Genomic DNA, 17,826 nt, shown 5'->3' on the forward strand with positions numbered 1-17,826 from the left:
TGGATAATTTACTCACCTTCGGGATAGGCGTGCTGAATCATCACTGCTCTGCGTGCACGATCTGTGCTTTCTACCAAAGCGCGCTGCAATGCCCTCGGGATGTCAGGGTGGGTCTTTAACCACTGATCTACTTTGGCAACGCCGTCTTGATCTTCAGCTGGATAAAGTCCGCGAACAATAAAATTAGCCATTTCCATGGGGTGAGTCTCCCACCACGTAGAAACGTGATTGAGGTAGTTTTCTACCCCCAATACCCTGGTGCGTTCCTCCGCAGCGGCGGCGCCGGGCATATTCCATGCCGCTAGTCCGGCGCGCAATTCATCATTACTGAGTTCCCCTGGTTCGGTCAGCCGGGATAGTAATTCCTTTCTTCTTCCCGGTTCACAGTAGGTTGCCTGAAGGTGGCGTACTTTCCCATTCAAGGTGTTATCGCGCTGCACTTCTTCAGCTAATTCTGCTTCTCCGAAAACTCCAAGACTACGCAGGGCGCACACAATATCCCACCGCAATTTCGGCCCACGCGCTAAATCCGGTAGAACCGCAGGGTCCAACAGAGCGCGGAGACGGGCTGGAGAATCCTCAGCATCAACCGCTCCCAGGGCACTGATATATCCAGTGAGGAAGATCCGCTGGGAGTCAGAACCTGGAACAGCTTCACTCAGAAGGTCCCGAAGATTTCGCGCCAAGATGCGTCGAACCTTGTCTTGGTGTTCTCTCGCCAGATACTTTTCCACCGCTATCCGGGTATTGTCCACGATCGTGGATAACGTGGTGGCATTTCTTTCCGCCCAGGCGTGAACACTCACCATATTCACATAATGTCGTGGCGCCAGTAGTCCCTGCCGCACCAGGTTCCACAATTGTTGCCACAGAACAGTTCTGGTCAGGTCATCCTCGATGGTCGACAGTGATTGATCTAGAAGAGCCAGATCCTGCGCCCGTGGTTGGGCAAGACAATAGGAATAAGCCTGATCATTGACCACCAAAAGACTCTGCTCAAGCTGCTCAGAATCTAGACCTGTGTCGATCCGAGTCTCACTCCCATTGAGCTCTACATCTACTCGATGCAGTGGTTGAAGAATCCCCTTGTAGTTGTGAAACACGCTGAGGTCTAGGCGGTGTGGCCGCTGTGGGGTGCCGTGATTGTGGATCACCACGCTGCTGCCCTCGCACGTGGTCGTGAGCTGGTCTACCCCGGTGGTTTGCAACCACAGATACACCCATTGTCCCAGGTCTTTACCGCTAGCTTCGCTGAGATGATGAATAAAGTCAGCAAAGGTAGCAGTGCCGTAGGCATGATCTCGGAAGTAGTTCCGGGTAGCTTCCTGGAATACGTCATCTCCCACAAAATGCACCAGCTGCCGGAGCACTGCTGCCCCTTTGGCGTAGGTTATCCCATCAAAGTTTTGTCGAGCGGCATCAACATCGGGGATATCGGCGGCAATGGGGTGAGTGGTAGAAAGCTCATCTTGCTCAATAGCCCACGCTGTTCTAATCCCAGCGAAATTCACCCACGCATCGGTGTGCTGGGTGGTGGCGCAACTAGCAGCTGATCCCATGTATTCTGCGAAAGATTCTTTCAGCCACAGATCATCCCACCACTGAGGGGTGACATAATCCCCAAACCACATGTGGCTCATCTCATGAAGCACAGTATTAGCTCGAGCTGCGCGTTCTGCGTCGGTAGGATCGTCGCGGAAGATGAACTTCTCGGTAAATGTCACTAGACCAGGGTTTTCCATGGCACCGATGTTGTATTCCGGCACCAGGATGCTGTCATAGCGTTGCCAGGGATAAGCAGAGTCAAAAAGGTCACAAAACCAGCTCAATCCGCCGGTGGTCAGCGTCAAGAAGTCTTCGGCGTCCAGGTACTCGCGCATACTGTGGCGGCACCACACCCCCACCTCAATGGTGTTTCCCGAGCGCTGATCATGCCACGTCGTTTGTTCTCCCACATAGGGCCCGGCGGCAAAGGCGGTGAGATAACTAGATAACGGCGGCGTGGAGTCAAAATACGTTCGACGTCTCCCGCGGTCCAGATCCTCCTGACGCAGCGGATTGGCGTTGGCAAAAACTCGCCACGTAGTAGGAGCGCTGATACTTAGCGAGACCCTGGCTTTGAGGTCAGGTTGTTCAAAGCACGGGAATATTCTTCGTGCATCGGAAGGTTCGCAGTGGGAATAAAGATAGGTGTCATCGCCGTCGTGGAACCGGTGTAATCCTTGTCCCGTCCGAGAATAACGAGATAACCCCTGAATTTCGATCTCGTTGACCTGCCCAACCCGTAAATTTTCGAGGTGGATTCGCCCTTCAGAGTGTGCCGCATGGGGGTCTTGGCGTTGTCCATTAATCCACAATTCCGAGAGTTTCCCCAGATAGTCGAGGTGAGTGCTGGAGGCCTCGCTGGAAAACTTCCAGGTGGCATGCACTGGGAAAAAATCATCCCCCTCAGCTGCCCGGTGAAGATCGAGGTGCAGCTGAAGGGAAAGGTCGTGAATATTCTGGGTGCGGTTTTCGCACTCCGCGCGAGAAATGGTGGACTCAGACATGGTTGCCACCATAGTCGTTTTTGCCGAGGCTTAGTTTAGCGCTGCGATTGCTGAATCATAGTCAGGTTCGGTGGTTATTTCATCGACCAACTGGGTGTAGGAAACCTTGCCGGTTTCGTCAATAACGACGACACTGCGCGCTAAGAGACCAGCTAGCGGGGAGCCTTCGAGGACAACTCCAAAATCTTTCCCGAAAGTCGAACGGAATGCGGAGGCTGCTGTGACGTTCTCAATTCCTTCTGCGGCGCAGAATCGAGCAAGAGCAAAAGGCAGGTCTTGGGAAACACACACCACGGTGGTGTTGTCGAGCGCAGCGGCGCGTTCATTAAACTGTCGAACCGACGTCGCACACACCCCGGTATCGACCGAAGGGAAGATATTGAGGATGATCCGTCGCCCCGCTAAATCTGCCGAGCGTACTGCGGAAAGGTCAACGCCAACTAAATCAAATTCGGGAGCCTGGGAACCCACCTCAGGAAGGTTTCCGCTCGTGGATGTTTCTTCTCCTTGAAAATGTGTTTGAGCCATGTGGACTACCATAATCGCTTTCTGCGTGATGCGTCAGACAGACGGTGCCGGGGCAAGGTAAACTAACCGGGGTCGTGGTTAAAACGGACCTAGCCTGGGTACCTCAGGTTTGTTGGGAAGAAAGGGTTTATTGTGAGCAGCAATAAACAGCGCGGTGATGCTGCGCTGAAGAAGCTGGAAAAAGAATTACATGCACGAGACCGTGCTGAAAAATCCGGCCCGGTTAAGGTGGCGGTTCTCGCTCTAGCTGCAATTTTGGTGATTGCTGGCGGAATTTGGTACCTCGCGACTCGAGACTCTGAGGAATCCACCACCGCTTCAGATACGGAAACCTCATCAACTCCTGACACTCCGGATGCCCCGGTACTTAACTTAGCTCGAAGCCAACCGCTTCCAGAAACCGTCAGCTGTGATTACCCCGATGCTGAACAAGCTGCACGAGAGGTTTCTAAACCAGCAACCAAAGATGTTTCTGCCCGCGGAACAGTCAAAGTAAATCTAGATACCAACCAGGGCCCCATCGGGATGGAATTGGACCGCAGTGTCGCCCCTTGTGCGGTCAACGCCATTGAGCATCTTGCCAAAGAAAAATTCTTCGACAACACGGTATGCCATCGTTTAACAACGAGCGGAATTTTCGTTCTCCAGTGCGGGGATCCCACCGGCAAAGGCACGGGCGGTCCTGGTTTCCGCTTCGCTAATGAATATCCCGCCACGGACACGGAGGGGTCTCAGCAAACGGTCACCTACCCGCGCGGAACCATCGCGATGGCTCATTCCCAGCAAAAAGACTCTAATGGTTCCCAGTTCTTTTTGAACTACCAGGACTCCACGCTCCCACCGGACTATACCTACTTTGGGAAAATTGATGACCAAGGTTTAGCCACCCTTGACGCCATTGCTGCACACGGAGTTCAAGGCGGTCAAACTGATGGTGCTCCCAGTGAAGAGGTTCGGATTAAAACTGCGACGGTGAGCTAAACCACGCACGGTGTGACGTCGAATTTCTTTTTATCCCCGCCCTGCTGAGGTATTTCCTCAGCAGGGTGTTGCTATGCGGTGACCCGATAAACGTCAAAAACGCCTTCGGTATTCCTTAAGGTGGTCATGAGCGAACCAAGCTGCTTGGTATCCGACACCGAGAAGGTGAATCTGATAGTCGCAATACGATCATCAGCAGCATGAGAATTCATTGCGGTAACCGGTACTTTCATGTCATTGATGATCCTGGTGAGTTCGAAAAGTAACCCATTGCGATCCAACGCCTCGATTTGCAAAGTAGCGTTAAAAGCCCCGCTTGAATCAGTTAATGCCCAGGAAACTTGGATAATTCGGGCCGGCTCTTCCTGGAGTTTTGCCGCATTGGTGCAATCTGTGCGGTGCACCGACACTCCGCCTCCGCGAGTAACAAAGCCAAAAATTTCATCACCGGGAACCGGTTGACAGCATTTAGCTAATTTAGCCATGACATCAGGGCTGCCCTCCACCAAGATTCCGGTGTCGCTGTGTTGGGCGCGAGCCTTTGAGTCAACTAATTCCGATAGCGGAGTACGATCTACCAGCTCATCTTCGGCTTCTTCTTGATCACCGAAAATCGCCATGAGACGGTTTCCAACATGTTGAGCCGATACTCCCCCGGAGCCAATAGCAGTATAAAGAGAGTCGACGTCAGCATAGTGCAACTCAGTAGCGACGGCTTTCATCGACTGAGCAGTAAATAGCCTGTGCATTGGTAAACCGCTGCGCTGAACTTCTGCAGCTAAAGCATCACGTCCAGCTTCGAGATGTTCTTCGCGACGTTCCCGCGCAAACCACTGCCTAATCTTTGCTTTTGCGCGAGGTGACACCACAAAGTTTTGCCAATCCCGGCTCGGACCAGAATTAGTATCCTTTGAGGTGAAGATCTCTACCCGGTCACCCGATTTCAGTTCCGTTTCCAGCGCCACCAGTTTTCCATTTATTTTTGCCCCAATACAGCGATGCCCTACCTCAGTATGAACCGCGTAGGCAAAATCCACTGGTGTGGAATGCGCCGGCAAGTTCATGACGTCGCCTTTAGGGGTAAAAACAAAGATTTGTTTGGCAGTGAGGTCAAAACGCAGCGAATCTAAAAACTCATTAGGATCAGCTGCTTCCTTTTGCCAATCAAGCAGCTGCCGCATCCACGCCATTTGATCTACTTCAGCTTTATCACCTGAATGAGATCCTTTGGTTTCCTTGTAGCGCCAGTGCGCGGCTATGCCGAACTCCGCGTTATAGTGCATCTCTTGGGTGCGGACCTGCACCTCCAACGGACGCCCCCCAGGAACCATGACAGACGTGTGGAGAGACTGATAAACACCGAATCGAGGCGCAGAAATATAATCTTTAAATCGTCCAGGGAGCGCATTATATAAGGCGTGAACAACCCCAATTGCCGCATAGCAATCATTGACGTTCTCCGTCAAGATTCTAATTCCTACGAGGTCGAAGATTTCATCAAATTCCCGACCTTTCACAATCATTTTTTGGTAAATAGACCAATAATGCTTCGGTCGCCCTTGAACCTCAGCGACAATATTATTTTCTTTTAGCGATGCGGTAACTTGTTCAATAATTTCTGAGAGGTACCGATCCCGAGACGGTGCTCGGTCTGCCACGAGCCGAACAATTTCTTCATACTTTTTGGGATAGAGAATAGCGAAGGACAAATCCTCGAGTTCCCACTTCACATTCGCCATCCCCAAGCGATGAGCTAGCGGAGCAATCACCTCCAGAGTTTGCCGGGCTTTCTTCGCCTGTTTCTCCGGAGGAAGAAAACGCATAGTGCGCATGTTGTGCAAGCGATCAGCAACCTTAATAACCAAAACCCTGGGATCCTGACTCATCGCCACGATCATCTTCCGGATCGTTTCAGCCTCAGCCGCCGCCCCTAGCGCAACCTTATCTAATTTAGTGACACCATCAACCAGACGTGCTACTTCTTCGCCGAACTCTGCCGTGAGTTGTTCCAAAGAATAATCAGTATCCTCTACCGTGTCATGCAAAAGAGCAGCCACCAAGGTGGTGGTATCCATACCTATTTCTGCAGCAATCGTCGCAACCGCTAAAGGATGAGTGATATAGGGGTCTCCCGATTTCCGAAATACGCCTTCATGGAGACGTTCTGCAGTGTTATAGGCGCGTTCCAATAAGGCTGCGTCAGCGCGCGGATGGAATTCCCGATGGATACTTAAAAGCGGATCTAAGACAGGGTTAATTCTGGTCCGAGACCCCGTCAGAGAACGGGCTAACCTGGCGGACATACTGCGCACCCCCACTGAGGAGCGCTGCCGATTCTTATCCAGAGTCATTGAATGCCACGTCCTTTCTCTCGGACTAATCCAAGCCGGTTCCCCTATTGTTCCCTAGGCTGCTCATTAATCACAATGAGGGGTGAGCCTTCGAGTTTTTCCCGCCCGCCAAGACCAGCCACTTCCAGCACCACAACATTGCCAACGACCTCACCGCCGCAATTCTCAATCAGTTGTCGGGCTGCCACTAACGTTCCCCCGGTGGCTAAAACATCATCAACCAGCACTATTTTCTGCCCCTGAAGCGGGATACCCTCAGCCGGAATTTCTAGTGCCGCTGTGCCATATTCCAAGGAATACTCCTGGCTAAAAACAGGCGGCGGCAATTTCCCTTTTTTACGGATCGCTAAAATTCCTAGCCCTAGACGATGAGCTACTGCTGATCCAAGAAGAAATCCCCGGGCATCTAATCCTCCGATCATTTCTGCCCCCATCATGCGGGCAGCGTCCGCTAATTCTTTAATGATGAGATGGAATGCGTCCGCATCTGCTAAAACCGGGGTGAGATCTTCAAATAATACGCCCTCCGTAGGAAAATCCTGGACATAGCGCATCTTTTCAGCAAGCGCATGGCGGGCATCACGGTAGATATTCTTAGCCACGTGATCTCTTCCTCTTTTACTAATCTTTAGTGGAGCACAGTATGTGATTATGGGGTGGCTTTAAGCTGCCACCGGTCCATGTTCCACCCGATCCCAGCAGGTCCGGTGTACACCACCACGTTACCTATTCGATGATCGATAGCGAAGCTGCGGGGTTCAGCAGCTAAGGGAATAGTCACAATATTCTTCCATAACGCCTGCTCAGTTTTAAGAATCTCATTTTGCCGCCCGGGATCCGCGGGCTCAAGGTCTACATTATTTTGGGGATCTACGGGTGACAGGAAAGCATCGACAAATCCTTCTTCGGGATTGCGGGCATCCACCAAATCGGCCAGCGTGGTGTCAGCAGTAGACACATCTTCCACCGTAATTCCCTGCGTTTTGCAGGATTCCCCTAGCGCTTGCACCATTGCTTGATAGCGCTTATTGGGACCGTGATAGGCAAGCCTAATGGTTTTGCCACTGAGATCCGCGTGGTTTTGTACATAGCCCGGTATCTCTGGAGCTATTGCCTGGCTGATCCGAGGATAAAGAGGATCGGGCTGAGATACCACTCGGGTATTCACTGGCGGAACTTGCACCCCGGCATTATCGGACGAGGCTTTCGCGACGGCAGCGTTATCAATACAAGCAGCTAAGGCTCGACGCGCAGTCACCTCAGCAAACACTCCACCACTGGCCAGCGTTAGGGTATCGGTTCTTTCTCCCACCACGCTTTTCTGCTCTAAAGGTTGAGTATTGTCTTGGCCGAGGAAGTCGTCGAGATTCCCGTCGAGCACATCACCAACGATGGCCGCACTGGCGTTGTGAGAGGCTTGCTCACTGTTCCTGGGACGAAAAGTCAAGGAGTCAAGCTTCGGCGGATTTCCGTAGTACTGCGGGTTGGCTTCTACATGGATATCTCCAGAATCAGTGACTGCAGTAATGTGATAAGGACCGAAAGAGACCTGCAGTTCTGGATCAAAATGAGCTACATCAAAACCATGGCGCCAGACTTCAGCAATCGGGGCTAGCGTTGCTTTATCAAAAGACTTCAGAGCTTTCACCGCGGTTGGGGTATCCACATTCGCGCGCTCGACAATTTTGTGGAAAGGCAATACAGTGCCAGGGCCAAAAAATTCCCTCCACCGCTGGCCGTAGCCTTCTTCAAAGTGCACGGTGAATGTTTTAGAGCCCGGTTCGCAGTCTAGGGACTCAGCGTGTTGATACAGCGGCAGGTGCGAACCAAAAAGACTCGGCATCACCGCCGCGATGAAGGCCAAAAGATAGTCCTCGCAGTTTAGTGGTTGACCATCGGAATATACCGCAGCGGGGTTAATGGTGTAGCGAACTTGCAGTTTCGGGCCGGGAATGGCCTCGGCACTGATCACATCAGTGTTGGGAAGGAGCTGTCCGCCGGGGCCAGAAATCATTGCTCCAGGAAAGATTCGGGCAGAAAGAAGTGAGGCATCCGTCGAAACACCTTCCGCGCTGGCCGCGTTGGTGCTCAGGACCGCGCGGTGGGTCAGATAAACCACATCGCTATCGGCGTCGTTACTGATGTTGTCTAAGGCTTGACAAGCACCTAGTCCTAAAGCCAGGAGAGTGCTCAGGATAATAGCCCCCGCCCGAGAGCTAAGTTCACGAACCCACATGCTCTATAACTATGCTTTAAGACCGGTGCGGACGCCAACTTGCCCCTGGGCTTCGGTGAGAACCGCTTGGGCCCCCTATTTTTGCCGCAGGGGTTGGGGCTGACTCATCAGAATGGCTTTCCTCATCATCGCCCTGGTCTTCTTCTGGACTTAGTCCTTGGCGGACGCGCTCTACCGCACGATTATGCGCCTTAATATCTTTTCGTCGATTCTCCAAGGTCACCAAGAGTGGGGTGGCGAGGAAGATAGAGGAGAAAACACCTTCAATAACACCAATTAACTGGATCAGCGCCAGGTCCTTTAAGGTTCCTACCCCAAGTAACCACACCGCAACCACCATCAAAGCCAGGATGGGGAGAGCAGAAATGACCGAGGTGGAGATTGACCTCATCAGGGTTTGGTTCACTGCCAAGTTAACTTGCTCAGCGAAAGTTCGACGGTGAGAATCCAGCAATCCAGCGGTATTTTCTCGAACTTTGTCGAACACGATGACGGTGTCGTAGATCGAGAATGATAAGACGGTGAGCAAACCGATAACCGTGGCGGGTGAAACCTCAAACCCGAACAGGGCGTAAATTCCCGCAATAACAATCGCGTCGACGAGCAAGGCCACCATACCGGCTATGGCCATAGTTCTTTGAAGGCGCAAAGTGATGTAGATGAAAACCAAGACCAAGAATACTGCAACAGCTAACAGCATTCTCTCGGTGATCGTCGACCCCCAGGATTCGGATACCGTGGAGTCACCGATCACATCAGGGCTTGCCTGACCAGCGGCATCTTCTGGGTGGTAGGCGTCGTAGATAGCTTGGCGAGCACTATTGATTTGATCCTCACTCAACCGCTCGCTGTTGATTTCAAGGACACGCGAATCTCCCGCTCCCACAATTTGGGTGAGTTCTGGGGTGACACCCGTGGCGTTGATGAACGTGTCTTGGACTTCGTTGGTAACTAGATTGCCCGCTGGCATAGAGATCCGGGTTCCGCCTTCGAAGTCAATACTCAAGCTGAAACCGCGAATCGCGATGGCAAGCAAGGAGATAACAATACACGTCAACGTGATGATGTACCACAACCGGCTACGTCCAACAACATTCACTCCGCCGGTGCCGGTATATAAGCTTTTCTTCATTATTTCTCCTCTGCTTTCCGCTCGGCAGCAGCGTGCTTAAAAGCTTTAGCCATACCGTTAATTGCCGGACGAGCCCAGAAGGGACGACGAGAAGCCAGGATGATGAGGGGCGCGGTGACTAAGAAAGTCACGGCGATATCAAAAATGGTGGTCAGGCCCAAGGTGAAAGCAAATCCCTTGACTTCACCCACGGCCAAGAAATAAATCGCTACCGAGGCAATCAAGGTCACCATATTGCCGGTAATAATGGTCTTTTGGGCTCGATCCCAGCCTCGCGGCACCCCGGAGCGGAACGTTCTTCCTTCTCTGATTTCGTCTTTGATGCGTTCATAGAAAACGATGAAAGAGTCCGCGGTTGTACCGATACCGATGATCAAACCAGCAATTCCCGATAGGTCCAGCGAGTAACCGATCCACCGGCCTAAAAGCACTAATACCCCGAAGACTAAAAGCCCTGAGGCTCCGAGGCTGAGAAGTGAGAATATCCCGAAAAGTCGGTAATAGGCGAAGACAAAGATCGCAACCAGAATTAATCCCACCACGCCGGCAATCAGCCCGGCCTTTAAGGATGCGACGCCCAACGAAGCTGGAACGGTTTGCACCGTTCCTCCTGCTTCTCCGTCTGGTCCAGCAAAAGACAGAGGCAAAGCACCATAACGGAGATTGTTCGCGAGATCTTGAGCTTGCTGTTGGCTAAATTGCCCAGTAATTGAGGTAGCCGACCCCACTGGGGTAGCTGATCGAATCACCGGGGCGGAAATGATCTGCGAATCTAAAGTAACGGCTACTTGGCGTTGAAGATAATCCTGAGTCAAATTCGCCCATGTCTGGGCCCCAGTATCCCCATTTTCCGAGTTAAAAGTGAAGGTGACTTCCATGCTGCCGGTCTCAGGGTTCATTCCACCGGTGATCGGCCGATTCGTGTTGATATTTGCTCCACTGAGCCTGGCGCCGTCCTTACCTTCTTGGCCCACCAGCAAAGGAGCCGGGTCAAGCAGATAGGGTTGACCAGTATCGGGTTCACACGTAACCAAGGGCAGTGCCGGGTCATCGGTACCGGCGAGAGGATCGGTCGAACCGTCGCATACTAACAAGGCGCGGGCCGCTTCTTGCACCGTCGGATCTGTAGACTGCCGATCTTTGCGCAACATCTCTGTTGTTTTCATGCGTTGTTCCCCGGCCTCAAGAGAATTCTTTGGTTCGGCCGAGGGAGTAGCCGTGATTTTCGGAGCAGTCAGTTTCGGCTTACCTTCTCCCAGTGTCTGATTGACCTGGTCCACATAGGCTTTTGTTTGCTGTTCTGCTTTCTCTGGGCTGATCACCCGCGCCTGTACCCATCGATTAGCCATCTGGTCCAGAGTTTTCGACAAGGCGGCGACATCCGGAGTACTGGGATACGCAACCGGACGGAAAAGCAACTGAGAGGTACGCCCGACGGCGCGCGCTTGGGAGGTATCTTCCCCCGCCACCGTAATGACGAGAGTATTACCATCAATAACTACCTCAGCACCAGACACGCCCATACCGTTGACACGCTGTTCCATGATATTTCGCGCCTGTTGAAGTTGATCTTGGGTAGGTTCACTACCCTGGGGAACCAACGTGATTCTGGTTCCACCTTGCAGATCAATGCCGAGTTTAGCGGCGGCTTTTCGATCCCCAGTAAAGAAAATAAGGCTATAAACAACCAGAACAATCAACACAAAGACACCGAGCAGAATTCGCGCACGGGACCTGCGTCGACCGCTGGATGCACGCGTTGATGCACGGCGTGCTTTCGCAGTAGAAGCGGACAATATTGTCTCCTCGCTTGGTGGCCTGGCGCCACGGAAGTCAGGCTTGGATAGATCCGATCAAACATGGTACGTCATGAGCCTTAAAGAATCCTGCACCGGGCTGAGAGAAGAAAAAGGTCACTTCCACTATGAGCGGAAGTGACCGATGATACAGCTTGCCCTATCCAGGTCAGTTATTTTTCTTTCTCCGGATTGCTTATCGGAAAGGAATCTTCATCCACCTGAGGTTCATCGGCTTCCGGCGCTGCAGTGGCTTCCGGAGTGTGCAAGTTCTCGGCAGTCTCAGCGCGACGGAGAATAGCGACTCGCTCAACCGTAATTTCCACCTTAGGCGCTATTTCCAGCCGCACCTCGGCATCACTAAGCCCCACAATAGTACCGTGAACGCCAGACCCGGTAATAACACGGTCCCCGATTCTTAACTGAGACTGGAAACTTTGAATTTCTTTTCTTTGCCGACTTTGACGACGCATCATCAAAATACTGGGCAGGAAGAAAACAACAAGGAGCAGCAGTAATAAAAAGAGGTTGCTATTCATAGTGCCTCCAGTCTGCCAGAGCAAGGAAAGGTTGACTAATCTTGCTCCTCGCTAAGGTGCATTCCTAATGCATGATCAGGTGGAGTTAGTCCCAGATGGCGCCAGGCAGCAGCAGTAGCTACTCGCCCTCGACCTGTTCGCGCGATCATGCCTGCCCGCACTAAATACGGTTCGCATACCTCTTCGACGGTAGAAGATTCTTCCCCAACCGCCACCGCTAAGGTGTTGACCCCTACGGGTCCCCCACCATGCCCTTTAACAAGAACAGAAAGAACAGCACGGTCAAGACGGTCCAATCCAAGACTATCGACGTCGAATACCTCCAAAGCCCCTTGCGCTGCAGCAAGATCTATGTGCCCGTCACCATGGACTTCTGCATAATCTCGAACACGACGTAATAAGCGGTTAGCAATACGCGGTGTACCCCGAGAGCGAGAGGCAATTTCACACGCCGCATCGGGGTCAATATGTACACCCAAGATCCGAGCAGCTCGATCTACAACTTTCGTCAAATCTGCGACGTCATAAAACTCCATTTGGGCAGTAAAGCCAAAGCGATCTCGAAGCGGGCCTGTGAGCATTCCCGCCCGGGTAGTAGCGCCTACGAGAGTAAAAGGTGGAATATCAAGCGGAATAGACGTAGCACCAGGGCCTTTGCCCACAATCACATCAATACGGAAATCCTCCATAGCCATATACAGCATTTCTTCTGCTGGACGAGCGATACGGTGGATTTCATCAATAAAAAGAACGTCTCCTTCCATAATATTGGACAGCATGGCTGCCAAATCACCAGCTCGCTCCAGTGCCGGGCCCGACGTCATCCGCAAACTCGTTCCCAATTCCTGAGCAATAATCATGGACATCGTGGTTTTCCCTAGCCCGGGAGGACCAGACAACAGCACATGATCAGGAGTGACTCCTCGCCGTCGAGCACCGTTGAGCACCAAACCCAACTGGTCGCGAACTTTCGGCTGCCCAATAAATTCGGCGAGAGACTTAGGCCGCAAACTCAGTTCAGCTTCATGTTCACCCTGCTGTGCCTGGGGATCAACATGTTCCCTGCGTGGCGGTTGCGAAGGAACACTGTATTCCGTTTTTTCAATCCCAGACACTAACGCTTACCTCCCAATAGACTCAGCGCCGCCCGTAAAGCCGTCGACGTGTCGGCCTCAGGGTTAGTACTTAATACCTTATCTGCTGCTTGACCAGCTGTTTTCTCATTAAACCCTAAAGACATCAAGGCCTCAATTACCTGGGCGCTCACAAAGTTGCCCTGGCCGGCCGGCTGCCTAGAATCAGCAGAATCCCCAGAAAGATCGGTGCTGGCCACAGCATGAAAAGGCTTCATTTTATCTTTCAGATCTACGATCATTCGTTCCGCCATTCTCTTGCCCACCCCCGGTACCCGCTGCAGCATACGCGTATCCCCCTGAGTAATAGCGTGAGCAATTTCCTCCGGACCCAGTACAGATTGAACAGCTAATGCAAGCTTTGGCCCCAAACCTGACACCGTTTGCAGGGCATGAAACATTTCTCGGCTAGCAGCATCCAGAAAGCCGAAAAGCTGGATGTCAGATTCCCGGACCACCATGCTGGTGATGACCGTCGTTTCTTCACCCCGCACCAGTGTGCTCAGAGTCTGGGGGGTAGCACTGAAAAAGTAACCCACGCCAGCGCATTCCACCACGGCTCCCTGCAAGGTGATATCGATAACTGTACCGCGGAGTGAAGCAATCACGTTTTCTTTTCCTTATTTTCTCTCTAAAATTATTTCGACTTCGCGGCAGAGGCCGCCACCCGGTGAGCAATAGCTTCTTGACGGGCAATCATGGGGGCGCGCCAGCAATGGCAAATAGCTAGGGCAAAAGCATCGGCGGCATCAGCCGGATGGGGCGGTTCAGCTAGGGCAAGGATCCGCGTTACCATGGCAATCATCTGTTTCTTATCGGCACGACCATTGCCAGAAATTGATTTTTTCACCTCGCTAGGTGTGTATTGATACACCTCTATTCCGCGTTCCGCCGCCGCTAACATCAGCACCCCCACCGCATGAGCGGTGTTCATCACGGTGGAGACGTTTCCGCGCTCAAACACACGTTCAATAGCTACGACGTCTGGATGGTATTCATCCATCCACTGGCTTACGTCATGAGAAAGCTGGCTGAGCCGCTGTGGGAGTGGTGCCCCGACCGGAGTTTTCGCTACCCCCACCACAACTGGTAGAACAGACCGGCCGCGGCCTGCTTGAACTATCGATAGCCCACACCGCGTAAGCCCTGGGTCAATACCCATGACCCGAAGCCCTTCCACAGACATGTTCACCGAGGATCTCCCGCTTTCTTCCCTAACAACACTGCACCACCCGCCCGAATTTAGCACAAATGTTTGAGGAAGTTAAGGAGTACGACTATTCTGCGGACAACTCCGCAAGCACCTCATCGGAAAGATTCATATTGCTATAAACATTCTGAACATCATCAGAATCCTCTAAGGCGTCGATCAATTTGAAAATCCGACGCGCATCGGCAGCCTCTAACGTTACCTCGACGCTAGCTCGATAATCCTGTTCCGCGTCCTCCACTTCAATTCCAGCCTCCTTGAGACCTTCCTTGACAGCTGTGCTATCTGAAGGGACGCACACCACCTCAAATTTCTCGCCCAGGTCATTGACCTCTTCAGCGCCGGCGTCAAGCACAGCGAGAAGAACATCATCCTCACTAAGCTCACCCTTATTCACCAGCACCACGCCTTTTCGACTAAACAGATAAGACACAGCGCCGGATTCCGCCATGCTCCCACCGTTTTTACTCATAGCGGTCCGGACTTCACTAGCGGCGCGGTTGCGATTATCGGTTAAACACTCAATGAGCATGGCCACACCATTCGGCCCATACCCCTCATACATCACAGATTGCCAATCAGCACCGCCAGCTTCTTCCCCAGATCCACGCTTCCGGGCACGCTCGATGTTGTCATTGGGGACCGACGCCTTCTTCGCCTTCTTGATCATGTCATCAAGAGTGGGATTAGCTGCTGGATCACCACCACCGGTCCGTGCTGCTACCTCAATGTTTTTAATCAGCTTGGCAAATTCTTTACCGCGCTTAGCATCATTGGCAGCTTTCTTATGCTTGGTGGTCGCCCACTTTGAATGGCCTGACATGCTTGTCCTTCCTCTTGCTTCCTACCGGTGAGGTAACCCGGAGCGGCGTTTAACCCTTGCGATTATACGCAGCGGGTCTCTTCTCGACAGCACCTAGTGCGCGATAACCTCAGAGGCAACCGAGATTCCCGCTTTCTTGAGGAAATAGCGATGAATATACGTACTCGCTGTCACCTCTGGATGAAAAGACGTAGCTAAAAGATTATCTTGCTCTACAGCCACCATCGCCCCACGATGTGATGGAGGGATCTTCTCATCCTCTGGAACCTGCGCCAAAACCCGCACATTATCTCCGCAACTTACTACTCGTGGTGCCCGGATAAACACCGCCGGCAAGGATTCACCCTCGAAGTCAAGGACGCATTCAAATGAATCAGCCTGCCTGCCGAATGCATTGCGTTGCACCGTGATATCCAATGTGGCAAAGCCACGGGCATCCGGACGGGTATTGAGTACGTCTTTCGCTAAAAGAATCATCCCGGCACAGGTGCCGTACGTAGGTAAACCTGAACGAATTAAATTCCCTAGAGGAACCAGTAAGCCGCCAAGGTCCAGGAGTTTGCAGATTGTCGTAGACTCTCCACCCGGAAGGATTAAAGCTGATAAATCCTCTAGGTGCTCGCGACGTCGAACTAATACTGGTTCCACTCCCAAAGAATTCAGGCTGCGTTGATGTTCAGCGACACCACCTTGAAGAGCTAAAATACCGACGCGCGAACTCACTGGCGTCCTTCCTGTTTGGTAGCGACCGGAACAGGCGTACTTCCGTCACGCAAGGTTCTTGTCAGCCCCTCCTGCGTAACCACAGCAACCAGTTGGCCCGCGGCATCGAAAATTCGACCATGAACCAAGGAACGTCCAGAAGCTGCCGAAGGGCTAAGTTGGTCATACAACAGCCACTCATCGGCTCGGAACGGACGTAAAAACCACATGGCGTGGTCTAATGAGGCCATCTGCACTGGGAAGTCCGGATGTGGGACGGTAGCGCAGTGCAGCAAGGTCATGTCAGACATGTACGCCAAGGTGCACACATGGAAGGTCGGATCATCAGGAAGCTTCTTCTTGGACTTGAACCACACCACCTGCTGGCCCTTGGTGTAGGGGTTATGCGGGTATTGATTTGGTGGGACCACTCGAATATCCCAATCACCCCACTCCCCCAAAAGCGCACGCGAATTCTTCGACAGTTTGGTGTAATCCATGGAGATGTGCTCTGGCGCTGGAACCTCCCGAATTAAATCCGAATGTTCTGGGCCGTGGTCACTGCGTACGTGGAAGCTAGCTTGCATGGAGAAAATTGTTTCCCCATCTTGGATGGCGCTGACTTGGCGGGTAGCGAAACTCCGCCCATCTCGGACTCGGTCCACGAGGAACGTGGTTGGCTGGGAGGATTTCCCCGGCGCAATAAAATACCCGTGGAGGGAATGCACTGATTTATCTTCATCCACTGTACGTACCGCAGCCACCAGGGCCTGGGCTGCTACCTGCCCCCCAAAAGTTCGCGTCAGCTGGGAAGCTACCGCCGGGCCGCGATAGATGTCGCTATCGATACGCTCAAGGTCAAGGATAAATTCAATATCCGCCACGGGATCTTCCTACCTTTCTTTTTTTACCAACCACGCTCAGCAAGACGATGTGAAACAGGGAGATCATCGACGTTGATTCCCACCATGGCTTCACCTAGTCCCCGCGAAACTTTGGCAATGGTAGCTGGATCATCGTAATTCTGCGTAGCTACCACAATGGCACGGGCACGCTTTTCAGGATCTCCAGACTTAAAAATGCCGGAGCCGACAAAAACTCCATCTGCACCTAATTGCATCATCATAGCTGCGTCAGCCGGGGTTGCTATTCCGCCGGCGGTGAACAGCACGACTGGAAGTTTAGCTGTTCGGGCTACCTCCGCTACCAATTCATAAGGGGCTTGAAGTTCTTTAGCGGCCACATATAGCTCATCGGCGGCTAGAGAACTCAAGCGGTTAATCTCAGCTCGAATAGTGCGCATATGAGTGACGGCATTCGACACGTCACCAGTTCCAGCTTCTCCCTTTGAGCGAATCATGGCAGCACCCTCATTGATGCGGCGCAAGGCTTCACCTAAGTTAGTGGCTCCACACACGAAGGGCACCGTGAAATCAAACTTGTCGATGTGGTTACTGTAATCAGCCGGAGTAAGTACCTCAGATTCATCAATGAAATCGACGCCAAGTGATTCCAAAACTTGTGCTTCTACAAAATGACCTATCCGCGCTTTCGCCATGACTGGAATAGACACAGCGTTGATGATTCCTTCGATCATGTCAGGATCAGACATCCTGCTCACCCCGCCTTGGGCGCGGATGTCGGCTGGCACCCGTTCAAGTGCCATGACGGCGGTAGCTCCAGCATCCTCGGCAATTTTCGCTTGCTCCGGAGTCACCACGTCCATAATGACTCCACCTTTGAGCATCTCTGCTAATCCGCGTTTGACTCGTCCCGTTCCAGTGGAACCCTGAGTGCTTTGAAAATCAGTCACTGCTCTCCCTCAGCTCAATTTCGTAGCGGTGAT

General features: G+C 52.5%; 16 protein-coding genes. 1 reads left to right on the forward strand and 15 read right to left on the reverse strand.

The window, feature by feature from the left end:
* Positions 1–8: 8 nt before the first annotated feature.
* Both pepN and tpx read right to left on the reverse strand, forming a co-directional pair.
* Positions 9–2,549 (reverse strand): aminopeptidase N, encoded by a 2,541-nt coding sequence (gene pepN, locus GP475_RS06475; protein WP_187973636.1) that lies wholly within the window; start codon positions 2,547–2,549, stop codon positions 9–11.
* Positions 2,550–2,579: 30 nt separating this feature from the next.
* Positions 2,580–3,077 (reverse strand): thiol peroxidase, encoded by a 498-nt coding sequence (gene tpx / locus GP475_RS06480; protein ID WP_187973637.1) that lies wholly within the window; start codon positions 3,075–3,077, stop codon positions 2,580–2,582.
* A 132-nt stretch (positions 3,078–3,209) separates the two neighbouring features.
* On the opposite strand from tpx, the gene GP475_RS06485 reads away from it, so the two are divergent.
* Positions 3,210–4,058, forward strand: a complete 849-nt coding sequence (locus GP475_RS06485) for a peptidylprolyl isomerase (protein WP_187973638.1) — start codon at positions 3,210–3,212, stop codon at positions 4,056–4,058.
* 71 nt (positions 4,059–4,129) lie between these two features.
* Here the strand turns inward: GP475_RS06485 and GP475_RS06490 are convergent, their stop codons facing one another.
* The 13 genes from GP475_RS06490 to pdxS all read right to left on the reverse strand — a co-directional run bounded on the left by GP475_RS06490 (position 4,130) and on the right by pdxS (position 17,793).
* Positions 4,130–6,409: a RelA/SpoT family protein gene (locus tag GP475_RS06490; protein ID WP_187973639.1), complete on the reverse strand. Its 2,280-nt coding sequence runs from the start codon at positions 6,407–6,409 to the stop codon at positions 4,130–4,132.
* A 44-nt stretch (positions 6,410–6,453) separates the two neighbouring features.
* Complete coding sequence (locus GP475_RS06495; protein ID WP_187973640.1) at positions 6,454–7,011, reverse strand: adenine phosphoribosyltransferase; 558 nt, start codon at positions 7,009–7,011, stop codon at positions 6,454–6,456.
* Between the two features lie 47 nt (positions 7,012–7,058).
* On the reverse strand, positions 7,059–8,645 hold the full coding sequence (locus tag GP475_RS06500; protein WP_187973641.1) for an ABC transporter substrate-binding protein: 1,587 nt from the start codon (positions 8,643–8,645) through the stop codon (positions 7,059–7,061).
* A gap of 16 nt (positions 8,646–8,661) precedes the next feature.
* On the reverse strand, positions 8,662–9,777 hold the full coding sequence (gene secF, locus GP475_RS06505; protein WP_187973642.1) for a protein translocase subunit SecF: 1,116 nt from the start codon (positions 9,775–9,777) through the stop codon (positions 8,662–8,664).
* Positions 9,777–11,573, reverse strand: a complete 1,797-nt coding sequence (gene secD / locus GP475_RS06510) for a protein translocase subunit SecD (protein WP_394367372.1) — start codon at positions 11,571–11,573, stop codon at positions 9,777–9,779. The genes secF and secD overlap by 1 nt, the downstream gene beginning before the upstream one ends.
* Before the next feature lie 173 nt (positions 11,574–11,746).
* Complete coding sequence (gene yajC / locus GP475_RS06515) at positions 11,747–12,112, reverse strand: preprotein translocase subunit YajC (protein WP_187973643.1); 366 nt, start codon at positions 12,110–12,112, stop codon at positions 11,747–11,749.
* A gap of 35 nt (positions 12,113–12,147) precedes the next feature.
* Positions 12,148–13,227 (reverse strand): Holliday junction branch migration DNA helicase RuvB, encoded by a 1,080-nt coding sequence (gene ruvB, locus GP475_RS06520; protein WP_187973644.1) that lies wholly within the window; start codon positions 13,225–13,227, stop codon positions 12,148–12,150.
* A complete protein-coding gene (ruvA, locus tag GP475_RS06525; protein ID WP_187973645.1) occupies positions 13,227–13,853 on the reverse strand; it encodes a Holliday junction branch migration protein RuvA in 627 nt (208 codons plus the stop codon). Before ruvA ends, ruvB begins: the two co-directional genes overlap by 1 nt.
* 29 nt (positions 13,854–13,882) lie before the next feature.
* The gene (ruvC, locus tag GP475_RS06530) at positions 13,883–14,431 is read right to left on the reverse strand and encodes a crossover junction endodeoxyribonuclease RuvC (protein ID WP_187973646.1); all 549 of its coding nucleotides are present in this window, start codon (positions 14,429–14,431) and stop codon (positions 13,883–13,885) included.
* Between the two features lie 91 nt (positions 14,432–14,522).
* Positions 14,523–15,278 carry a YebC/PmpR family DNA-binding transcriptional regulator gene (locus GP475_RS06535; RefSeq protein WP_187973647.1) on the reverse strand — a complete coding sequence of 252 codons (756 nt, stop codon included), beginning with the start codon at positions 15,276–15,278 and terminating at the stop codon, positions 14,523–14,525.
* Between the two features lie 93 nt (positions 15,279–15,371).
* Positions 15,372–16,001: a pyridoxal 5'-phosphate synthase glutaminase subunit PdxT gene (pdxT, locus tag GP475_RS06540; protein WP_187973648.1), complete on the reverse strand. Its 630-nt coding sequence runs from the start codon at positions 15,999–16,001 to the stop codon at positions 15,372–15,374.
* Positions 15,998–16,864, reverse strand: coding sequence for an acyl-CoA thioesterase (locus GP475_RS06545; RefSeq protein ID WP_187973649.1), 867 nt, complete (start codon positions 16,862–16,864; stop codon positions 15,998–16,000). Before GP475_RS06545 ends, pdxT begins: the two co-directional genes overlap by 4 nt.
* Before the next feature lie 23 nt (positions 16,865–16,887).
* Positions 16,888–17,793 carry a pyridoxal 5'-phosphate synthase lyase subunit PdxS gene (pdxS, locus tag GP475_RS06550; RefSeq protein WP_187973650.1) on the reverse strand — a complete coding sequence of 302 codons (906 nt, stop codon included), beginning with the start codon at positions 17,791–17,793 and terminating at the stop codon, positions 16,888–16,890.
* Between the last annotated feature and the right edge of the window lie 33 nt (positions 17,794–17,826).

The sequence above is a fragment of the Corynebacterium poyangense genome, from assembly GCF_014522205.1.
Classification (GTDB): domain Bacteria; phylum Actinomycetota; class Actinomycetes; order Mycobacteriales; family Mycobacteriaceae; genus Corynebacterium; species Corynebacterium poyangense.